The sequence below is a fragment of the Siccirubricoccus soli genome (assembly GCF_024178315.1).
Taxonomy (GTDB): domain Bacteria; phylum Pseudomonadota; class Alphaproteobacteria; order Acetobacterales; family Acetobacteraceae; genus Siccirubricoccus; species Siccirubricoccus soli.
This window is the reverse complement of sequence record NZ_JAMZIK010000084.1, coordinates 36,927-53,977: the sequence shown is the minus strand read 5'-3', so window position 1 is coordinate 53,977 and position 17,051 is coordinate 36,927. Positions and strand designations below refer to the sequence as shown.

Sequence of the window (17,051 nt, the reverse complement as noted above, 5' to 3'; positions counted from 1 at the left end):
GGCGCCGCGGGGATGCATTCGCCCGGTTTCGCGCGTGCCGTCCCGGCCAGTCGCCGGCGTGCAGCTCAGGCGATGAGGCCCTACTCCGCCACCATCTCCCCGCTGCCGCCGAACTCCTTCGGGAAGTCCTTCAGCTTCGGCAGCCCGTCCTTCATCGGCAGCACCGTCTCGGCATAGTTCACATGCACAGCCGGGTGGAAAGGCAGGTCCGGCAAGGTGGCGGAGAAGACGTCCACCATGCCGAGCGGCGGGTGCCGGGTCAGCAGATGGCCGCCGCAGAGGCGGCAATATTGCCGGTGGCTCATCTCCGTCTTGGCGAAGGTGGCGATGTGCTCCTCGCCCTGCGTCACCTTCACCGCCTCCGGCGCCCAGAGGCTGAAGGCGTTCACCGGCCCGCCGGACCAGGAGCGGCAGGAGCGGCAATGGCAATAGCCCATGGCCTCGGGCTCGCCGCTCGCCTCGATCGCCACCGCGCCACAGAAGCAGGCGCCCTTGTAGGATCCGGCCATATCGCTCCCCTCCCCTTCGGTTGGGGCGAGGATGGCTCGGAATCTGCGCCGGCGTCCGTGCCGGATGTCACGCCATCGGTGCCTTGCCCCGCGCTGGGATCAGCCGGCCGGGACGCCCTCCTCCCCCAGCGCTTCGAGGCTGCGCCAGCCGGCGAGCAGCGCGCGGGACGCGGCCTCGAAGCTGAAGGCCTGGCCACCCCCCTCGCCGGGCTGGTCCTCCGCCCGGCTGATCGGCACGCGCTTCAGGTGGCAGAGCAGCAGTGCCCCGACGGCGCCATGGGCGAGGATGGCGACCGCCCCCGTCCCCCCGGCCACCTGCGCCAGCACCGCCTCCACCGCCGCCAGGATGCGTCGCTGCGCGTCCGCGGCACGCTCCCAGCCGCGCACGCTCTGCATCGGCTGCGCGAAGAAGGCGTCCGCCACCGTCTCGAACTCCGTCCGCGGCAGATAGCCGGTGGCGGAGCGGTCATTCTCGCCCAGCCCGGGCAGGATGATGGGGGCGAGGCCGAGCGGCGCGGCCAGCAGCCCCGCCGCGTCGCGCGCCTTCCGCTCGGCACTACAGAAGATGGCGCCGAGGCCCCGCGCCCAGGGGCGGCTTGCCAGGCGCTGCATGCGGGCGATGCCGCGGGCGGAGAGCGGCCAGTCGGTCACCGGCACCGCCGGGTCGATCACCACCTCCGGATGGGTGATGAAATGGACCGGCCGCATGCCGGGTCGCTCAGCGGAAGGCGACGGGCTTGCCGCGCGGCGCGCCCAGCACCTCATCCTCGCGCATCGCCGCCTGGCCGCGGATGATGGTGGCCACCGGCCAGCCGGTGCAGCTTTGGCCCGCGAAGGGCGTCCAGCCGCAGGGGGAGACGATCCAGCTTTCCTCGATGGTGCGCCGCTTCTTCATGTCCACCAGGGTGAAGTCGGCATCGTAGCCGGCGGCCAGCCGCCCCTTGTTGAGCGCGCCATAGACGCGCGCCGGGCCGGCGCACATCAGGTCCACGAGGCGCGTCAGCGAGAGCCGGCCGGCATTCACATGGTCCAGCATCAGCGGGACGATGGTCTGCACGCCGGTCAGCCCCGCGGCGCAATCCGGCCAGGGGCGTTCCTTGGCGGCGCGGGAATGCGGCGCGTGGTCGCTACCCACCACATCGACGGTGCCATCCGCCACCGCCGCCCAGGCCGCCCGCAGGTGGCGCTCGTCGCGGATCGGCGGGTTCATCACCGCATAGCCGCCAAGGCGGTCATAGGCCTCGTCGGTCTGGGTCAGGTGGTTCAGCAGCACCTCCACCGTCGCCACGTCGCGGAACTCCTTCAGGTAGTCCAGCTCCTCGGCGGTGGAGACATGCAGGATGTGTGCGGGGCGGCCGGTCTTCCGCGCCAGGGCCATCAGCCGGCGGGTGCCGAGGAAGGCGCATTCCACGTCGCGCCAGACCATGTGGTTGCGGTGCGGCATGCCGCTGTGGAAATCGGGCTTGCGCGCCTGCAGCCGGTACTCGTCCTCGGAATGGTAGCAGATGCGGCGGCGGCCGCTGCGCATCACGGCTTCGAGGCTGGCATCGTCCTCGACCAGCAAATCGCCGGTGGAGGAGCCGGCGAAGACCTTCACCGCGCAGACATTCGGCTGACGTTCGAGCTCCGCCAGCTCCGCGATATTCTTCTTGGAGGCGCCGACATAGATGCCGACATCGCAATAGGCGTTGCCCTCCAGATAGCCCCGCTTCCAATCCAGCCTTTCGCGGTCGGTGATGGAGGGCGCGGTGTTCGGCATGTCGAACACCGCGGCGAGGCCGCCCAGCACGGCGGCCCTGGTGCCGGTGGCCAGGGTCTCGACCTTCGGGTCGCCCGGGTCGCGCAGATGCACATGCGCATCGATCAGCCCCGGCAGAACGTGCAGCCCGGCGCAGTCGATGGTCTCGGCGGCGTCGGAGGTGCGGAGGTCGCCGATGGCCACGATCCTGCCGTTGCGGACGCCGACATCGGCATTCTCTTCGCCCCAGGGCAGCACCAGCCGGCCGCCTTTGAGGATGAGGTCGAAGCTGGTCATGGCAAAGTCTCCCTAGGGCTGCTGGCGGGGTATAGCCGAGACTCGCGCTCAACTCATGGGGTCCGGCAGCCTTTCGGCCCTGCGCGGGTGGAGCTTGGGGAGGGGCGCGGCGCCCTCTCGATCACCGCAGCGGCAGCCAGAACCGCACCAGCAGCCCCCCCTCCGGCGCCCGATCCAGCGCCAGCCGCCCCCGGTACAGCTCCGCCAGGTCCCGCACGATGGCGAGGCCGAGCCCGCTGCCCGGCGCCATTTCGTCCAGCCGGATGCCGCGGGCCAGCACCGCCTCCCGCGCCGCCTCGGGCAGGCCGGGCCCGTCATCGGCGATGCGCAGCATCACCCCGCCATTCTCCCGCGCCACGCTCAGGGACACCCGGCTGCGGGCCCATTTGCAGGCATTCTCCAGCAGGTTGCCCAGCATCTCCGCCAGGTCCTGGTGGTCCACCGGCACCCGCACCGACTCATCCCCGGCCAGCGCGATCTCGATCCCCTTGCCGGCGAAGAGCCGCCGCAGCACCCGGGCGATCTCCCCGGCCACCGCCATCGGCACCGCCTCGGTCGTGGCGGAGCCGGCCAGGGCCGCGGCCCGGGCACGCACCAGATGGTGCTGCACCAGCCGCTCCATCGCCGCGTTCTGCGCCTGGGCCAGTGGCAGGTCCGGCGCCTCCGGCGCCAGGGCGGCGCGCTGCACCGCGATCGGCGTCTTCAGCGCATGCGCGAGGTTGCCGACATGCGCCCGGGCGCGGTCCACCGTCGCCCGGTTCTGCGCCACCAGCGCGTCGATCTCCTCCAGCAGCGGCGCGATCTCGGCCGGCGCGGGGCCGGCGGCGAGCCGCTCCCGGCGGCCCGCCCTGACCTCCGCCAGGGTGTGGCGGGCCCGCCGCAGCGGCGCCAGGCCGAAGACCAGCAGCGCCACCGTGCCGAGCACGAGGCCGGCGCCGAGCAGCGCGAAGGTGCCGCCCACCAGCAGGCGCAGCCGGCGGATGTCGCGGTCCAGCTCCCCCCGCGCGATGGCCACCTGCACCAGCACGGGCTGGCTGCCATCCACCGGCACCACGGCCCGCTCGGCCAGCCGCAGCCTCTCCCCCCGCGGCCCCGGCACGTCGCGGACATGCGGGCCGTTGCCGGCGGCGAGGTCATAGGGCGGCAGCCGCGCATCCCAGAGCGAACGGGAGGTGGCGCTGCGCGCCCCGGGCGCGGCGAGCTGCCAGTAATAGCCCGATAGCGGCTGGGCGAAATTGGTGGCGGAGAGCGCCCGGACGGTGCCGACCGAAAGCTGCCCCTCGGGCCCTACCGCGGCGACGCCGGCGACCGCGTCCAGCAGGTTCACCAGCCGGCCGTCGAAGCTGCGCAGCATCTGGCTGGAGGTGAGGGAGAGGATCAGCCAGCCGGCGACGCCGAGGCCGAGCGCGACCCAGGCGGCCGAGAGCAGCGCCAGGCGGAGCGTCAGGGAACGGGGGCGCATGGAGGCTCAGCCCGGCGCCACCAGCCGGTAGCCCTGGCCACGCAGCGTCTCGATCAGCGCCGGGTCCAGCTTCCTGCGCAGCCGGCCGATCACCACCTCCAGCGTGTTGGAGTCCCGGTCGAAATCCTGGGCGTAGAGATGCTCCGTCAGCTCGGTCTTGGAGACCACCTGGCCGGGGCGGTGGGCGAGATAGGAGAGCAGCCGGAATTCGAGGCCGGTGAGCCGCACCGGCCGCCCCTCCAGGGCGACGGCGCTGGTCGCGGTATCGATGCTCAGCGCGCCGACCTGCAGCTCCGCCTGGGCGCGGCCATGGGCGCGGCGGACCAGGGCGCGCAGCCGGGCCAGCAGCTCCCCCATCACGAAGGGTTTGGCCAGGTAGTCATCCGCCCCGGCATCAAGGCCAGCGACCTTCTCCGTCCAGGCATCGCGCGCCGTCAGGATCAGCACCGGCATGGCGCGGCCGGCGGCGCGCCAGCGGCGCAGCACCGAAAGTCCGTCCAGCCGCGGCAGGCCGAGATCGAGCACCACCGCGTCATAGGGCTCGGTCTCCCCGAGGAAGAGTGCCTCCTCCCCATCCGCCGCATGGTCCACGGCGAAATGCGCCGCCGCCAGCGCCTCGCGGAGCTGGGCCGCGAGCGCCTCGCTGTCCTCCACCACCAGCACCCGCATCAGCGCCGCTCCTGCACCGGGCCGCGCGTGGAGAGGACGGCGCCCGTCGTGGCATCGAGGATCACCCGATACATCCGGCCGGAGGGCGGGAGCAGCTTGAATTCGTAGGTCCAGCGGTTGTCGTCGTCGTCCAGCTCGGTCTCCACCACCTGGCCGACGAAGCGCCGTTCCACCGCCGCGAGCAATTCCGCGAGCGGACGGATGCGCCCGGCCTCCACCGCGGCGCGGGCGCGTTCGTGATCGTCATCATCGGCGCGGGCGGCCTGGGGCGCGACCAAAGCGAGGCCGGCCAGGAGGCAGAGCAGGGGGCGACGCATGGGGCTGTTTGCACCGTCTTGGCTGAACCCAGGCTGAACGGGTCGCTCAGCGCCGGTTCAGGCGGGGGTGGTCATGGTGGGGTCCAAGAGCGAGGGGCAGCATGCCCCGCAATGGAGCGCAGGATGACCTATCTCGATGCCGATCTGCTGGCCCTGGCGGCGACCCTGCTGCTGCTGGGCGGCGTGCCGGCGCTGATGGCCTGGCGGCGCAGCCCCTGGCCGGCGCCGGAACCGAAGGCGGGGCCCTGGGGGCTGAGCGGGAGCCCGGCGCCGGTGTTCCGGGAAATGCCGCGGGGCGTGACGATGCGGGACGTGCCGCTGGGCCGCGATGCGGTGTGCAGCGAAGGGCCATGCTGACCGGAGCGGCTTCCTTCTTCTCATGGCAGGAAGGTGCCGGGGCTTGAGGTGCGCTCCACGGGGTCGAGCGCGCATTGGCAGGCCCGGCCGGAACGGCCAGAAGAGGAGGCCGGCGGAGTCAGTTGTCCATCCGGATGTTGTTCGTGCGGATGATGGCGCTCAGCGCCGCCGTATCGGCCTGCAGCCGCGCCCTGAAGGCTGCCGCGCCATCCGCCTGCACCACCCCGCCGAGTTCCGCGATGCGGCTGCGCACCGCGGGCATGGCCAGCACCTCCGCCACCGCCGCCTCCAGCCGCGCCACGATGGCGGGCGGCGTCTGGCCCTGCACCAGCAGCCCCTGCCAGGTCCCCGATTCCGGCAGGGGCCAGCCCAGCTCGGCGAAGGTCGGCAGGTCCGGCACCGCCGTCAGGCGCTGCCGGCCGGAGACGGCCACGCCCCGCATCTGCCCGCCCGTGACATAGGGCTGGGATTGCGTCGCCCCGGCCATGGTCAGGTCGGATTCGCCCGAGGCCACCGCCAGCAGCGCCGGCGCGCCGCCGCGATAGGGCACATGGATCATCTCCCCGCCCCAATGGCTGGCGAGCGACAGGGCGACGATATGGGTCAGCGTCCCCGCCCCGGAATTGGCCGCGCTGACCCTGCCCGTATTGGCCTTCACATGTGCCGCCAGCGCCCTCGCATCCTGCACCGGCAGGCGGTTGGCGACGGCGAGGATGTAGGGCGCGTAGATCAGCATCTGCACCGGCGCCAGGTCCCGCTCCACGTCATAGGGCATGCGGGCGAGCAGGCTCGGGAAGGTCTCCAGCACGCTGACATCCAGCAGCAGCATGGTGGTGCCGTCCGGCGTGCTCTTCGCCACCAGGTCGGCGCCGATATTGCCGCCGGCGCCGGCCCGGTTCTCGACGATCACCGTCCCGCCCAGCGCCCGGCCCAGCGGTTCGGCGATCAGCCGCGCCAGGATGTCGCTGGTGCCGCCCGGGGCGTTGGGAACGACGAGGCGCATGGCGCCGGACTGGGCGCGGGCCAGCACCGGCAGGGCGAGCAGCGGGGCGGCGGCAAGCAGGCGGCGACGCAGGGGCATGCGGTATCCTCCCGGTGTTGCCGCCAAGCATAGCGCCTTTCGCTAGGAGTGTGGCGAGATCCCCGGGCCCAGCGCGGTCACTGTTGGATCACGTCATCCCCCGGCAGCGGATGCTCCGGGACGAAGCCCAGCTGACTCCGCACCATGACCAGGGTGCCGAGGATGCAACCGGAAAGTGCGGCGAAATCGCCGAATACTCCGGCACTTCGACCCAGCTTCCCGTAAACGAACCCGGCAATCACCGTAGCAGCAGCAGACACACCGACCCACTTCCAGATATTACGTCCGACATGTACGCCGACATGGCCGACCGTCGCTCGATAAGCGCGCATTGGCATGGGACTGCTCCAGCCGAAGCACTGTTCGGCGTTACAACCTAGCAGGCCTGTTCGCCTGCTGCTTCAATTACCTCTCGCCCGCGCGGCTTCGCGCCGTCCCGAATGCGTGACAGGGATTTCCCGCAAGGACGCCTCATGTCGGCCGCGCGGAACACCGGCCGATCTCGGCCCACAGGCGCGGCCGGTATGTCCTTCAATCTGGCGCGCAGCCGCCGCGCCAACCCTGCACGCGATACCCGGCCCGGAACGCGAGGAGTGTCCGAGCCGGGATCGGCGGCCATCGGCTGCGGATCGGGCCGATCGCGCCCTGCCGCCATGAAGGCGGGCCGGCCTTTCGCACTGCGACATTCCGGCCGCCAGGCGGCCTTGCGGCTCCAAGCCAGGGCGCCGGCGCCTGTTTCCGGCTTCGCCGGAGGCACCGTAAGTCCGGCGGAAGGCGCTACCGGGCCGAAAGCGCCGCGAACACATCCCCCTCCGCCCGTACCCCCTCCACATGCCGGCGGTGCCAGAGCGCGTAGAACAGCAGGTGCCAGGCGGCGAAGCCCTTGTGCTTGTCGCCCCCCGCGGCGCGGAACAGCGCCGCCACCCGGTCCGGTCGGGCGATTTCGGCAATACCTGGCTGCGCTGCCACCAGGGGCCCGAGCTTCTCCCCCACCCCCGCGATCCAGGCGCCGACCGGCACGGTGAAGCCCTGCTTCGGCTTGTAGGGCTCGGCGGCGGGCAGGCGCCGGGCCAGCCATTCACGCAGCAGCCACTTGCCGGTATGGCCCTGCACCTTCAGCGCGTCCGGCAGGCGGAAGGCCGCTTCGGCGATGCCGGTGTCCAGCAGCGGCGTGCGGCCCTCCACGCCATGCGCCATCAGGCAGCGGTCGAGCTTCACCAGCAGGTCGTTCGGCAGCCAGTCCGTCACATCCAGCGCCTGCGCCGCCTGCAAACGGGTGCGGCCGGGCGAGGCCGCCGCCGCCTCCGCCGCGCCGATGCCGTCCCGCCAGCCGGTCAGCGGCGCCCGCAGCACCTCGAGACGGTCGAAGCTGCCGCGGCTGCGCGGCGCCTTGCCGCCCAGCCACCAGGGCCGCATGGCGGAGCGGTAGCGGCCATAGCCGCCGAAGATCTCATCGCCACCCTCGCCGGACAGCACCACCTTCACTTCCTGCCGCGCGCGCCGCGCCAGGAACCAGGTGGGGATGATGGCGTAGTCCGCCGCCGGGTCGTCCATGGCGGCGACGATCTCCGGCAGGTGCCGCCAGACCATCGCCTCATCCACCGCAACGGTGACGTGCTTCGCGCCCACCGAGGCGGCCATCGCCCGCGCCGCCTCCCGCTCATCCGCCGCGCCGGGCACGTCGAAGCCGGCGGTGAAGGCGAGCACCGGACGCTCGTTGAGCCGCGCCATCATCGCCAGCACCGTCGCGCTGTCGATGCCGCCGGAGAGAAACATGCCATAGGGCACGTCGCTGCGCTGGTGCAGCGCGACGCTCTCCTCCAGCGCCACATCCAGCCGGGCGAGCGCCGCTTCCGCCGAGATGCACTCCGGCCCGCCCTCCGGCAGGGCGGCGCGGCGATGGCGCTCGGTGACGGCGCCGTCGGCGATGACGATGGTCTCGCCCGGCAGCACGCGGGTGATGCCCTGGAAGATCGTCTCGGCGCCGGTGGTGAATTGCAGCTGCAGCAGCTCCGCCAGCGCCTCCGGCCGGATGCGCGGCGCGACCAGCCCCGCGGCGAGCAGCGCCTGCGGCTCCGAGGCGAAGGCGATGCCGCCCGGGATCTCCGCCAGGTAGAGCGGCTTGATGCCGAAGGGATCGCGCGCCAGCACCACCTGCCGCGCCGCGCGGTCATGCAGCGCGATGGCGTACATGCCGCGCAGCCGGTCAGCGAAGCCGATGCCGTCGCGGCGGAAGAGATGCAGCGGCGGCTCGCAATCGCTGTTGGTGGCGCAGTGGAGCTGGTTCTCGGTCCGCAGCTCCCGGTAATTGTACACCTCCCCATTCGCCACCAGCGCCGCCGGGCCGGCAAACAGCGGCTGGTCGCCGGTGACGAGGTCGATGATGGCGAGCCGGGTATGGGAGAGGGCGACATTGCCGACCACGTGATGGCCATGGCCATCCGGGCCGCGATGCGCCAGCGCCCGCGTCATCGCCTCCAGCACCGTGGCGGAGGGCGCCTGGCCAGCGGCCAGGGCAAGCCCGGCGAGGCCGCACATCAGCCACCCTCCCGCAGCGCCACCGCCGCCAGGAATTCCCGCCAGCGCGCCAGCACGGCCGGCGCGGCGTGGGCGCGCTCGAATTCCGCCCGGCCGGCGGCGGCCAGCGCCGCGGCGCGCGCCGGCTGCTCCAGCAGCCCGGCGATGGCGGCGGCGAGCGGCGCCGGCGCCTCCCGCGGCACCAGCAGCCCGGTCCGGCCATCCTCGATCAGCGCCGCCGGCCCGGCGGCATCCGCCGCGACCACCGGCCGCCCGGCCGACCAGGCCTCCAGCACCACATTGCCCAGCGGCTCATGCCGGGAGGGGCAGAGGAAGATGTCGCTGCCCGCCAGCAGCGCGCCGATATCCTGCCGCCAGCCAAGGAAGGCGACACGCTCCGCCACCCCCAGCTCGGCCGCCAGGGATTGCAGCGCCGCCCGCTCCGGCCCCTCCCCGCCGATCGAGAGATGCACGCCGGGCAGCATGGGCAGCGTCCGCAGGAGCACGTCGAAGCCCTTGTTGCGGTGCAGCCGGCCGAGCGCCAGCAGCTTCGGCGCGCCCGGCGGCGCCGGCAGCGCGGCAGGCGCGGCCCCGGCCAGGTCGGCGGCGAAATTCGGCAGGTAGTGGGCACGGTCCGCCGCCACCCCGCCCCGCATGATCCAGCGCCGCAGATCCTCGGTGTTGCCGACCACATGGTCGCATCCACGGTAGTACTTCAGGTCGTAATAGCCGCCCATGCGGCCGATCAGCGTCCAGGGCGCGCCCCGCCGCTTCACCGCCCCGGCGAAGCGGCTGGCCCGGTTGGCCCAGGAGACGACGAGTTGCGGCCGGAACGCCTCCAGCGCCGTCCGCAGCCGCGGCGCGGTCCGCAGGTCGAGCGGCCCGCCGAAGCCGAGCTCCACCGGATCGAGCCCGGCTGCCCGCAGCCGGGCTGCCCGTCCGGGCTCGGCGCGGATGATGGCCAGCACCTGCTCGCCGGCGGCGTGCTGCGCCGCGACCAGCCGCTCATAGAAGGCCTCGGCGCCGCCCATGGCCGCGCCGGCCATGACATGGGCGATGCGCAAGGGCGCGGTCGGCGCCGCCAGGGGCGCCGGCAGGTCCAGGGTTGCGCTCACGGCGGCGGGTCGGCGTCCGGCATGCCGGCAGAGGTGGCGGCGCCGGGCAGGGTTTGCAACGGCCGGTGCCGCTCCGGCTCCAGCCGCGCCTTCAGGTAGGAAAGCAGGGGAAAGGCGGCGGTGCAGAGCGCCAGCAACACGCCCCAGGCACCCTCCCGGTAGCCGCGGCGACTGACATAGGATTTCCAGCCACGGGTGACGCCGCGCCGCAGATTGGCCGGCAGCGAGCCGATCTTGCCGGAGGCGAGCAGATCCGCCGCCTTGGCCGAGGAGTAGCGGTCCAGCCGCCGCAGCATGTCGGAGATGTCGCGGTCCACGTAATGCGCCAGCGCGCCGCGGGCGAGGCGCGGCCCCTCGCTCCCCTGCCGCTCCAGCCCCGGATGCACCCGCTGGTCCCGCCAGCGCTTCGCGCCGCGGCGGAACAGCACCGGCTTGGCGGAGGTGCCGAAGCTGCCGGCCCAGCCATGCCGGACCAGCCTGGTGCCGATGTAATTGTCCAGCCGCACCGTGTGCCAGCCATGGCGGGAGGTGGCGATCACCTGGCGGATCTCCTCGGCGAGGGCCGGCTCCACATGCTCATCGGCATCGACTTCGAGGATCCAATCGCCGGTGCAGGCTTCGATCCCGGCATTGCGCCGCGCCCCCTCCAGCTCCCAGGCGCCTTCCAGCACCCGGGCCCCGGCGGCGCGGGCGATGGCGGCGGAGCCATCCGTGGTGCGGTCCAGCACCACCACGATCTCATCGGCGAAGCCGAGGGTGGCGAGGCAGGAGGGCAACCGCGCCTCCTCGTTCCGTGCCACGACCAGGGCCGAGAGCGTCACGCAGCCTCCCCCGCTGGCAGCGGAGGGCCCGGGCGGGGGTGATGTCCGTCCCATCGGGGACGCCCCTGGCGGCCTGGGCGTCTCGGCCAGCGGGGGCGCCGTGTTCCCTGCCGATGCCGCCGCCGCCCGGCTCATGCCGCCACCTTCGCCGCCAGCAGCCCCTGCGCCGCCGCCAGCGCCGTCTCCAGCGTCAGCCCCGCCATGCTGCCCAGCGCCGGCGAGTCCGGCGCCACCGCCGCCGCCGCGCGCGGCCCGGAAGGCCCGTACTCCTCGACGCGGGAGGGGCCGAACAGGCCGAGCGTCGGCGTCCCCGCCGCGGCCGAGAGATGCATCAGCCCGCTATCGTTCCCGACGAAGAGTGCGCAACGCGCCAGCACCGCCGCCGCCTCCGGCAAGGCTAGCCGCCCGACCAGATCCACCGCCCGGCCGCCGAGCGCGGCCAGCACCGGCGCGGCCATGTCCCGCTCCATCGCCCCCGGCCCGCCCAGGACCGCGGCCCGCGCCCCCGGCAGCGGCCCCGCCGGCCCCGTCAGCGCCTCGAACAGCGCGACGAAGCGCTCCGGTGGCCAGACCTTGCCGGCCCAATTGGCGGTGGGGCCGAGGCCGATCCAGGCGCCACCCCCCGGCAGCAGCGCCGCCGCCCGCGCCCGGTCCTCCGGCGCCGTCCAGGCCACCGGCAGGGGCGGCGGGGCAAGGCCCAGCAGCGCCCCGAGCTGCGCCAGCCGGTGCCCCGGATGCCGCCCGCCCCGCATCACCACTCGGCGCCCGGCCCACACCGTGAAGGCGAAGGCGGAGGCGCGGAGATCGACCACCAGGTCCCAGCGCGTGCCGGCCACCTGCCGCCAGAGCCGCAGCCAATGCAGCTTCCAGCGATGCTTCCGCAGCAGGATGGTGCGAACCCGGTTCGGCATGCGGGCGAAGACGCCCTCCGCCGCCGGGCCGCAGGCCACCACCACCTCCGCCCCCGGATGGCGGTGGATCAGGTGGTCCAGCAGCCCGGTGGACAGCACCGCATCGCCGATCCGGGTGGAGGAGATGAAGAGAATTCGCACCCGGCGGCCTCTAGCACGCCGCGGGCCCGGGACCGAGAGGGACATCAGGCAACGCCCGCCCGTTGCGCCGGCGCCCCACACCGCCCACCTTCCTGCCATGCCGATCGCGCCGCTTCCCGAACGGGGTGTCATCGAGGTCTCCGGCGAGGACCGGGTGGCCTTCCTCCAGGGCCTCGTCTCCAACGACGTGGCCGCCGCCGCCCCTGGCCGGGCGGTCTTCGCCGCCCTGCTGACGCCGCAGGGCAAGTGGCTGGCGGATTTCTTCATCCTGGCCGAGGGCGAGCGCCTGCTGCTCGACGCCGAGGCGGCGCAGATCCCGCTGCTGCTGCCGCGCCTGTCCCGCTTCCGGCTCCGCGCCAAGGTGGCGCTGCGGGATGCCTCGGCGGAGCTGGCAGTCTTCGCCGGCTGGGGCGGGGCGCCGCTGCCGGCGGGCGCCATCGCCGCCCCCGACCCGCGCCTGCCCGAGGCCGGCTGGCGCGCCCTCTCCCCCGCCCCGCTGCCGGCCGATGCCACGGCCGAGCATTACGACCGTCACCGCCTCGCCCTTGGCCTGCCCGCCGGCAGCCGCGATCTGACGCCGGAGCAGACCGTGCTGCTCGAGGCCGGCTTCGACGAGCTGCACGGCATCTCCTGGACCAAGGGCTGCTACATGGGCCAGGAGCTGACGGCGCGGACCAAGTATCGCGGGCTGCTGAAGCGCCGGCTGGTGAAGGTGGCGATCGAGGGGCCGGTCCCGGCGCATGGCACGAAGGTGCTGGCGGCGGGGGCGGAGGTTGGGGAGATGCGCTCCGGCCGCGAGGGCGAAGGCATTGCCCTGCTGCGGCTGGAGGCGCTGGACGGCCGGCCCCTGGTCTGCGGCGAGGCGGCGCTGACGCCGCGGCCGCCGGGCTGGATGGCGCTGGCCACCCCCGCCGAGGCCTGATGCCCCGCCCGGAAACGCCGCGCCTTCGGGCCCAGCTATCGCGCGCAGGCTTGGTCTGGCGGCTGCGCCAGGCTGAATGAAGGACATACCGGCCGTGCGCCCGTGGCCGATACCGGTCAGCATTTCGCGGACAGTATGAGCGGACGGGCGGCAGGCCGGCCCCTGCCCTTGTTGCCGGCGGGGATCAGCGATAGGGGAGCCGCCCGACAGCCAGCGGACCCAGCATGCGGATGGCCTTGCGCAGTACCGGCGGCAGCCTCGCCGCCGCCGGCGGTGGTGCGTTGCTCCTCAGCCTTCTCTTTGCCCTGCTCTCCCTGCTCGCCGCCCTGCGGGACCCCGAACCGGCGCGGGAACGCCTCCGCGCCAGCCTGGACGCGGGCAGATTCTCCGCCAGCCTCGGCAGCTTCACCCTGCCGCTCGGCAGCCGCGACATCCCGGCCTGGGACAGCAATGACTGCCTGATCTTCATGATGCTGGCCCTGCCCCGCCAGGACCTCGCCCGGGATGCCTTCTCTCCCCGCATCCCGACGCGGCTGGAGCCCGAGGTCGCCGGCGATCCGGTCCAGGCGCGCTGCGAGCGGCTGGCGGAGCTGCTGACCACCGATCCGGACCCGCCTGCCCAGCGCTATGACCGCTACCTGCACGGCCAGCGCGTGCTGGCCGCCCTGCTGCTGCCATCGACCGGGCCGGAGGGGTTGCGGCGCCTGGTCACCACCGCCGTGGCCCTCGCCCTGGCGGGCCTCGCCGCCTGGGCCGGCTGGCGCAGCCGGCAGCGTCGCGGCACCCCGGCAGCCCTGCGGGACGCGGCCTTCGCCGGCTATGCGCTCTGCCTGCTGGCCTTCCATGCGCTGCCGATGTTCGGCCGCTACTGGAGCCACGCGCTGTCCGACCTGCCGCTGGCGGTGCTGCTCTGGGCGCTCTATTTCGCCCCGCCGCGGCCGGCCATACGCGGGCTGCTGCTGGGCACGCTGGGCGCTGCCGTCACCATCCTGGAATTCCTCACCGGCCAGTGGCCGCTGGCGGTGGCGCTGATCCTGCTCGCCGCCGCGGCCCAGCCTGACCCGCCGGGCTGGCGGGCGGTGGGGCGCGACCTCGCCTGCTTCGGCCTCGGCGTTCTCCTGCCCATTGCCGCCAAGCTGGCGGTCGGCACGCTGCTCTTCGCCGATGTGGCGCCGGCAGCGGAGGGCGGTGGGCTGCTGCACCGCGTCTACGGCCCGGTGGTTCCGGAAATGTCGCCACGGGAGGCGGAGCGCCTGGCCGCCCTCGGCTTCGACGTCGCGCGGCTGGATGCCGAGCCCTGGTGGCGGCTGCCCTATGTCGCGGTGCGGCTCGGCTATTTCGCCTTCGTGCTCGGGGCCGGCGCCTGGCGGCTTGGCCTCGGCGGCACCGTCGCCTGGGGTGCCGGCCTCGTGCTGCTGGCGGGCAGTGTGGGCCTGCTCGCCTGGCGGCTCGGCGCCGGGCTGCGGCGGGGCGTGTCTCCCCGCCTGTGGTGGGCCGTGGCGGCCTGCCTCGCCGTGCTGGGCTGGTATGTGCTCTTCCTGAACCACACCCTGCTGCACACCGCCTGGATGGCGCGGACCATGGTGGTCTTCCCCATGGCGGCCTGGGCAGCCTGGCTGGCCCGGCCCGCCGCCAGGGCGTGAGGCCCCCGCCTCCGAACACCGCGCCCCTGGCCGGCGGCCTGCGCGGGACCGTCCGGCGAAGCTCTCCTGCGCGCGATCCGCGGCCCTGAAGCAGCCTGCGACCCCAGGGATCGCGGCGGGATCCATCGGGTTGAGGGACAAGCTGCTCCAGGACTCGGATTTTTCAGGCAAGACATCCGACCAGGCGGGTCGGCCTGATCGGATGTCGCTCTACCCGTTCACCACCGTGCCGCCATTCGGGTGCAGCACCTGGCCGTTGATGTAGCTGCTGTCGCTCTCGGCAGCGAGGAAGATGTAGCTCGGCGCGCATTCATCCGGCTGGCCGGCACGGCCCATGCCGCTGCTCTCGCCGTGCTTCGCCGTCTTCTCCTCGTCGAAGCTGGCCGGGATCAGCGGCGTCCAGATCGGCCCCGGCGCCACCGCATTCACCCGGATCTTCCGCTGCTGGTACAGCGCCTGGGACAGGCTGCGGGTGAAGGCAAGGATGGCCCCCTTGGTGCTGGCATAGTCGACCAGCATCGGGCTGCCCTTGTAGGCGGTGATGGAGGTGGTGTTGATGATCGCCCCGCCCTCCGGCATGTGCTGCAGCACCGCCTTGGTCAGCCAGAACATGCCGAGGATGTTGGTGCGGAAGGTGCGCTCCACCTGCGTCTCCGGGATCTCGGCGAAATCCTCGCAGACATGCTGCTCCGCGGCGTTGTTCACCAGGATGTCGATGCGGCCGCCGAGGAAGCGCTGCGCCTCCTCGACCGCCTGGCGGCAGAATTCGGGGTCGCCGATATCGCCGGGGATGGTCCGGCAGCGCCGCCCCGTGGCCTCCACCAGGCGGCGCGTTTCCTCGGCATCCTTCGTCTCGTCCTTGTAGAGGATGACGACATCGGCGCCTTCCTTGGCGAAGCCGATCGCCACGGCGCGGCCGATGCCGCTGTCGCCGCCGCTGATGAGGGCCGCCTTGCCGCTAAGCTTGCCGCTGCCGTGCCAGGCTTCCATGCGGTCCCGGGGCTGCGGGTCCATCTCCGCCTCGCGGCCCGGCTGGCGCTCCTGGCGCTGCTTCGGCTGTGGGGTCTTCTCGTCCGGCATGGCGTGCTCTCCCGTCCCGCGGCGGAACGGGGCCGTGGCCGGGCAGGTTGCGCGGCGTTCCGCCTGCGTGCCGGTGCAGGCCGCGCTGGCCTTGCGGGGCGGCCGGGGGCAGGATGCGCCGCCGCGGCGACGCCCTGCCGGACCTCGCCACGGACGACACTCCCCCGGGGAGCAGCGCGTGCCGGGCCGGCGGGTCCGCCGGGCCGGGCGCCGCTCCCGCTGCGAAGGATGCCGCATGCTGGATGAGACCGGATCCCGGCGAGGCTCGCCGGAAGCCGCCTGCGCCGCCGCTTGGCAGCGCGCCAGGGCGCAGTATGACGAGGTGGTGCTGCTGCTCCAGGGCGGCGGTGCCCTCGGCTCCTACCAGGGCGGCGTCTATGAGGTGCTGGCGGAGACGCCCTTCCTGCCGGACTGGGTGGCAGGAATCTCCATCGGCGCCGTCAACGCCGCGCTGATCGCCGGCAACCGGCCGGAGGACCGGGTGGCGCGGATCCGGGAATTCTGGCGCCGCGTCACCTCCCGCGTGCATTTCCCCTGGCTGCCGCCGCTGGAAGCGGCGCGGAACCTTGCCAACCTCACCGCCGCCGCCACGGCGCTGCTGGCCGGGCAGCCGGGCTTCTTCCGGCCGCGCCGCGCCCCGCCCTATTTCCTTCCTGCCAGCACACCCACCGCCGTCAGCTTCTATGACACGGAGCCGCTGCGCCAAACCCTGCTGGAGCTGGTGGATTTCGACCTGCTGAACCACGGCCCGGTGCGGCTTTCCGTCGGCGCGGTGAATATCCGCACCGGCAACACCATCTATTTCGACAACCGAGAGCGGCGGATCGGGCCGGAGCACATCATGGCAAGCGGCGCCCTGCCGCCCGGCTTCCCCCCGGTGATGATCGAGGGCGAGCTCTACTGGGATGGCGGCCTCGTCTCCAACACGCCGCTGCAATACGTGCTGGATGTCGGCCCGCCGGCGACCAGCCTGATGTTCCAGCTCGACCTGTTCAGCAGCCGCGGCGTCATGCCCCGGACCCTGCCCGAGGCCGATGAGCGGGCGAAGGATATCCGCTATTCCAGCCGGACCCGGCTGGTGACGGACATCTACCGCCGGATGCAGGCCATGCGCTGCGACATGAACAAGCTGCTGGCCATGCTGCCGGAGGCGGCGCGGCATTCGGAGGAGGCGCGGCGCATCGCCGGGCAGCTGACGCCGGCGCGGGTGAACCTCATCCAGCTCGTCTATCGCCGGGCGCAGTACGACCGGGACTTCAAGGATTACGAATTCTCGGCAAATACCATGCTGGACCATTGGCAGGCGGGGCGCGACGACCTGACGCGGACGCTGCGCCAGACGGAGTGGCTGGAGCCGCCGGATACGGCGACGGGCCTCGTCACCCACGACGTGCATTTCGACGCGCCGGGTTAGAGCAGCCTCCGGCCGGCTGGATCGCCGCGTGACCCAGCCGGCCGGAGAGAAGCTGCT

17 protein-coding genes are annotated in these 17,051 nt (G+C 73.1%); 4 read left to right on the top strand and 13 right to left on the bottom strand.

What is annotated here, in order from left to right:
* Positions 1-80 precede the first annotated feature (80 nt).
* From NJ376_RS13790 to NJ376_RS13765, 6 genes are all read right to left on the bottom strand, one after another.
* On the bottom strand, positions 81-509 hold the full coding sequence (locus tag NJ376_RS13790) for a GFA family protein (protein ID WP_252953851.1): 429 nt from the start codon (positions 507-509) through the stop codon (positions 81-83).
* Between the two features lie 99 nt (positions 510-608).
* Positions 609-1,217: a histidine phosphatase family protein gene (locus NJ376_RS13785; RefSeq protein ID WP_252953850.1), complete on the bottom strand. Its 609-nt coding sequence runs from the start codon at positions 1,215-1,217 to the stop codon at positions 609-611.
* A gap of 10 nt (positions 1,218-1,227) precedes the next feature.
* Positions 1,228-2,544, bottom strand: coding sequence for a dihydroorotase (locus NJ376_RS13780; RefSeq protein WP_252953849.1), 1,317 nt, complete (start codon positions 2,542-2,544; stop codon positions 1,228-1,230).
* A gap of 121 nt (positions 2,545-2,665) precedes the next feature.
* On the bottom strand, positions 2,666-4,006 hold the full coding sequence (locus NJ376_RS13775) for a sensor histidine kinase (protein ID WP_252953848.1): 1,341 nt from the start codon (positions 4,004-4,006) through the stop codon (positions 2,666-2,668).
* Positions 4,007-4,012: 6 nt separating this feature from the next.
* On the bottom strand, positions 4,013-4,675 hold the full coding sequence (locus tag NJ376_RS13770) for a response regulator transcription factor (protein ID WP_252953847.1): 663 nt from the start codon (positions 4,673-4,675) through the stop codon (positions 4,013-4,015).
* The gene (locus NJ376_RS13765) at positions 4,675-4,992 is read right to left on the bottom strand and encodes a PepSY domain-containing protein (RefSeq protein WP_252953846.1); all 318 of its coding nucleotides are present in this window, start codon (positions 4,990-4,992) and stop codon (positions 4,675-4,677) included. The genes NJ376_RS13770 and NJ376_RS13765 overlap by 1 nt, the downstream gene beginning before the upstream one ends.
* Positions 4,993-5,115: 123 nt before the next feature.
* On the opposite strand from NJ376_RS13765, the gene NJ376_RS13760 reads away from it, so the two are divergent.
* On the top strand, positions 5,116-5,349 hold the full coding sequence (locus NJ376_RS13760) for a hypothetical protein (RefSeq protein WP_252953845.1): 234 nt from the start codon (positions 5,116-5,118) through the stop codon (positions 5,347-5,349).
* Between the two features lie 118 nt (positions 5,350-5,467).
* Here the strand turns inward: NJ376_RS13760 and NJ376_RS13755 are convergent, their stop codons facing one another.
* The 6 genes from NJ376_RS13755 to NJ376_RS13730 all read right to left on the bottom strand — a co-directional run bounded on the left by NJ376_RS13755 (position 5,468) and on the right by NJ376_RS13730 (position 11,935).
* Positions 5,468-6,430, bottom strand: coding sequence for a Bug family tripartite tricarboxylate transporter substrate binding protein (locus NJ376_RS13755; protein WP_252953844.1), 963 nt, complete (start codon positions 6,428-6,430; stop codon positions 5,468-5,470).
* Between the two features lie 77 nt (positions 6,431-6,507).
* Positions 6,508-6,768 (bottom strand): hypothetical protein, encoded by a 261-nt coding sequence (locus NJ376_RS13750; protein WP_252953843.1) that lies wholly within the window; start codon positions 6,766-6,768, stop codon positions 6,508-6,510.
* A gap of 439 nt (positions 6,769-7,207) precedes the next feature.
* A complete protein-coding gene (gene asnB / locus NJ376_RS13745; protein ID WP_252953842.1) occupies positions 7,208-8,968 on the bottom strand; it encodes an asparagine synthase (glutamine-hydrolyzing) in 1,761 nt (586 codons plus the stop codon).
* On the bottom strand, positions 8,968-9,993 hold the full coding sequence (locus NJ376_RS13740) for a glycosyltransferase (protein WP_252953886.1): 1,026 nt from the start codon (positions 9,991-9,993) through the stop codon (positions 8,968-8,970). Before NJ376_RS13740 ends, asnB begins: the two co-directional genes overlap by 1 nt.
* Before the next feature lie 65 nt (positions 9,994-10,058).
* Positions 10,059-10,883, bottom strand: a complete 825-nt coding sequence (locus NJ376_RS13735) for a glycosyltransferase family 2 protein (RefSeq protein WP_252953841.1) — start codon at positions 10,881-10,883, stop codon at positions 10,059-10,061.
* Between the two features lie 131 nt (positions 10,884-11,014).
* Positions 11,015-11,935, bottom strand: coding sequence for a glycosyltransferase family 9 protein (locus tag NJ376_RS13730; RefSeq protein ID WP_252953840.1), 921 nt, complete (start codon positions 11,933-11,935; stop codon positions 11,015-11,017).
* 97 nt (positions 11,936-12,032) lie between these two features.
* Between NJ376_RS13730 and ygfZ the strand changes: the two genes are divergently transcribed.
* Positions 12,033-12,857 (top strand): CAF17-like 4Fe-4S cluster assembly/insertion protein YgfZ, encoded by an 825-nt coding sequence (gene ygfZ, locus NJ376_RS13725; protein WP_252953839.1) that lies wholly within the window; start codon positions 12,033-12,035, stop codon positions 12,855-12,857.
* Between the two features lie 230 nt (positions 12,858-13,087).
* Entirely contained in the window at positions 13,088-14,500 is a 1,413-nt protein-coding gene (locus tag NJ376_RS13720; RefSeq protein ID WP_252953838.1) for a hypothetical protein, read from the top strand.
* A gap of 210 nt (positions 14,501-14,710) precedes the next feature.
* On the opposite strand, the gene NJ376_RS13715 is transcribed toward NJ376_RS13720, so the two are convergent.
* Positions 14,711-15,580: an SDR family oxidoreductase gene (locus NJ376_RS13715; protein WP_252953837.1), complete on the bottom strand. Its 870-nt coding sequence runs from the start codon at positions 15,578-15,580 to the stop codon at positions 14,711-14,713.
* Positions 15,581-15,815: 235 nt separating this feature from the next.
* Between NJ376_RS13715 and NJ376_RS13710 the strand changes: the two genes are divergently transcribed.
* Complete coding sequence (locus tag NJ376_RS13710) at positions 15,816-16,994, top strand: DUF3734 domain-containing protein (RefSeq protein WP_252953836.1); 1,179 nt, start codon at positions 15,816-15,818, stop codon at positions 16,992-16,994.
* Positions 16,995-17,051 lie beyond the last annotated feature (57 nt).

Coding starts and splice junctions, on each gene's coding strand:
- NJ376_RS13710 (WP_252953836.1), top strand. CDS start 15,816: ATGCTGGATGAGACCGGATCCCGGCGAGGCTCGCCGGAAGCCGCCTGC.
- ygfZ (WP_252953839.1), top strand. CDS start 12,033: ATGCCGATCGCGCCGCTTCCCGAACGGGGTGTCATCGAGGTCTCCGGC.
- NJ376_RS13740 (WP_252953886.1), bottom strand. CDS start 9,993: ATGGCCGGCGCGGCCATGGGCGGCGCCGAGGCCTTCTATGAGCGGCTG.
- NJ376_RS13750 (WP_252953843.1), bottom strand. CDS start 6,768: ATGCCAATGCGCGCTTATCGAGCGACGGTCGGCCATGTCGGCGTACAT.
- NJ376_RS13755 (WP_252953844.1), bottom strand. CDS start 6,430: ATGCCCCTGCGTCGCCGCCTGCTTGCCGCCGCCCCGCTGCTCGCCCTG.
- NJ376_RS13760 (WP_252953845.1), top strand. CDS start 5,116: ATGACCTATCTCGATGCCGATCTGCTGGCCCTGGCGGCGACCCTGCTG.
- NJ376_RS13780 (WP_252953849.1), bottom strand. CDS start 2,544: ATGACCAGCTTCGACCTCATCCTCAAAGGCGGCCGGCTGGTGCTGCCC.
- NJ376_RS13790 (WP_252953851.1), bottom strand. CDS start 509: ATGGCCGGATCCTACAAGGGCGCCTGCTTCTGTGGCGCGGTGGCGATC.
- NJ376_RS13715 (WP_252953837.1), bottom strand. CDS start 15,580: ATGCCGGACGAGAAGACCCCACAGCCGAAGCAGCGCCAGGAGCGCCAG.
- asnB (WP_252953842.1), bottom strand. CDS start 8,968: ATGTGCGGCCTCGCCGGGCTTGCCCTGGCCGCTGGCCAGGCGCCCTCC.
- NJ376_RS13720 (WP_252953838.1), top strand. CDS start 13,088: ATGGCCTTGCGCAGTACCGGCGGCAGCCTCGCCGCCGCCGGCGGTGGT.
- NJ376_RS13770 (WP_252953847.1), bottom strand. CDS start 4,675: ATGCGGGTGCTGGTGGTGGAGGACAGCGAGGCGCTCGCGGCCCAGCTC.
- NJ376_RS13775 (WP_252953848.1), bottom strand. CDS start 4,006: ATGCGCCCCCGTTCCCTGACGCTCCGCCTGGCGCTGCTCTCGGCCGCC.
- NJ376_RS13765 (WP_252953846.1), bottom strand. CDS start 4,992: ATGCGTCGCCCCCTGCTCTGCCTCCTGGCCGGCCTCGCTTTGGTCGCG.
- NJ376_RS13785 (WP_252953850.1), bottom strand. CDS start 1,217: ATGCGGCCGGTCCATTTCATCACCCATCCGGAGGTGGTGATCGACCCG.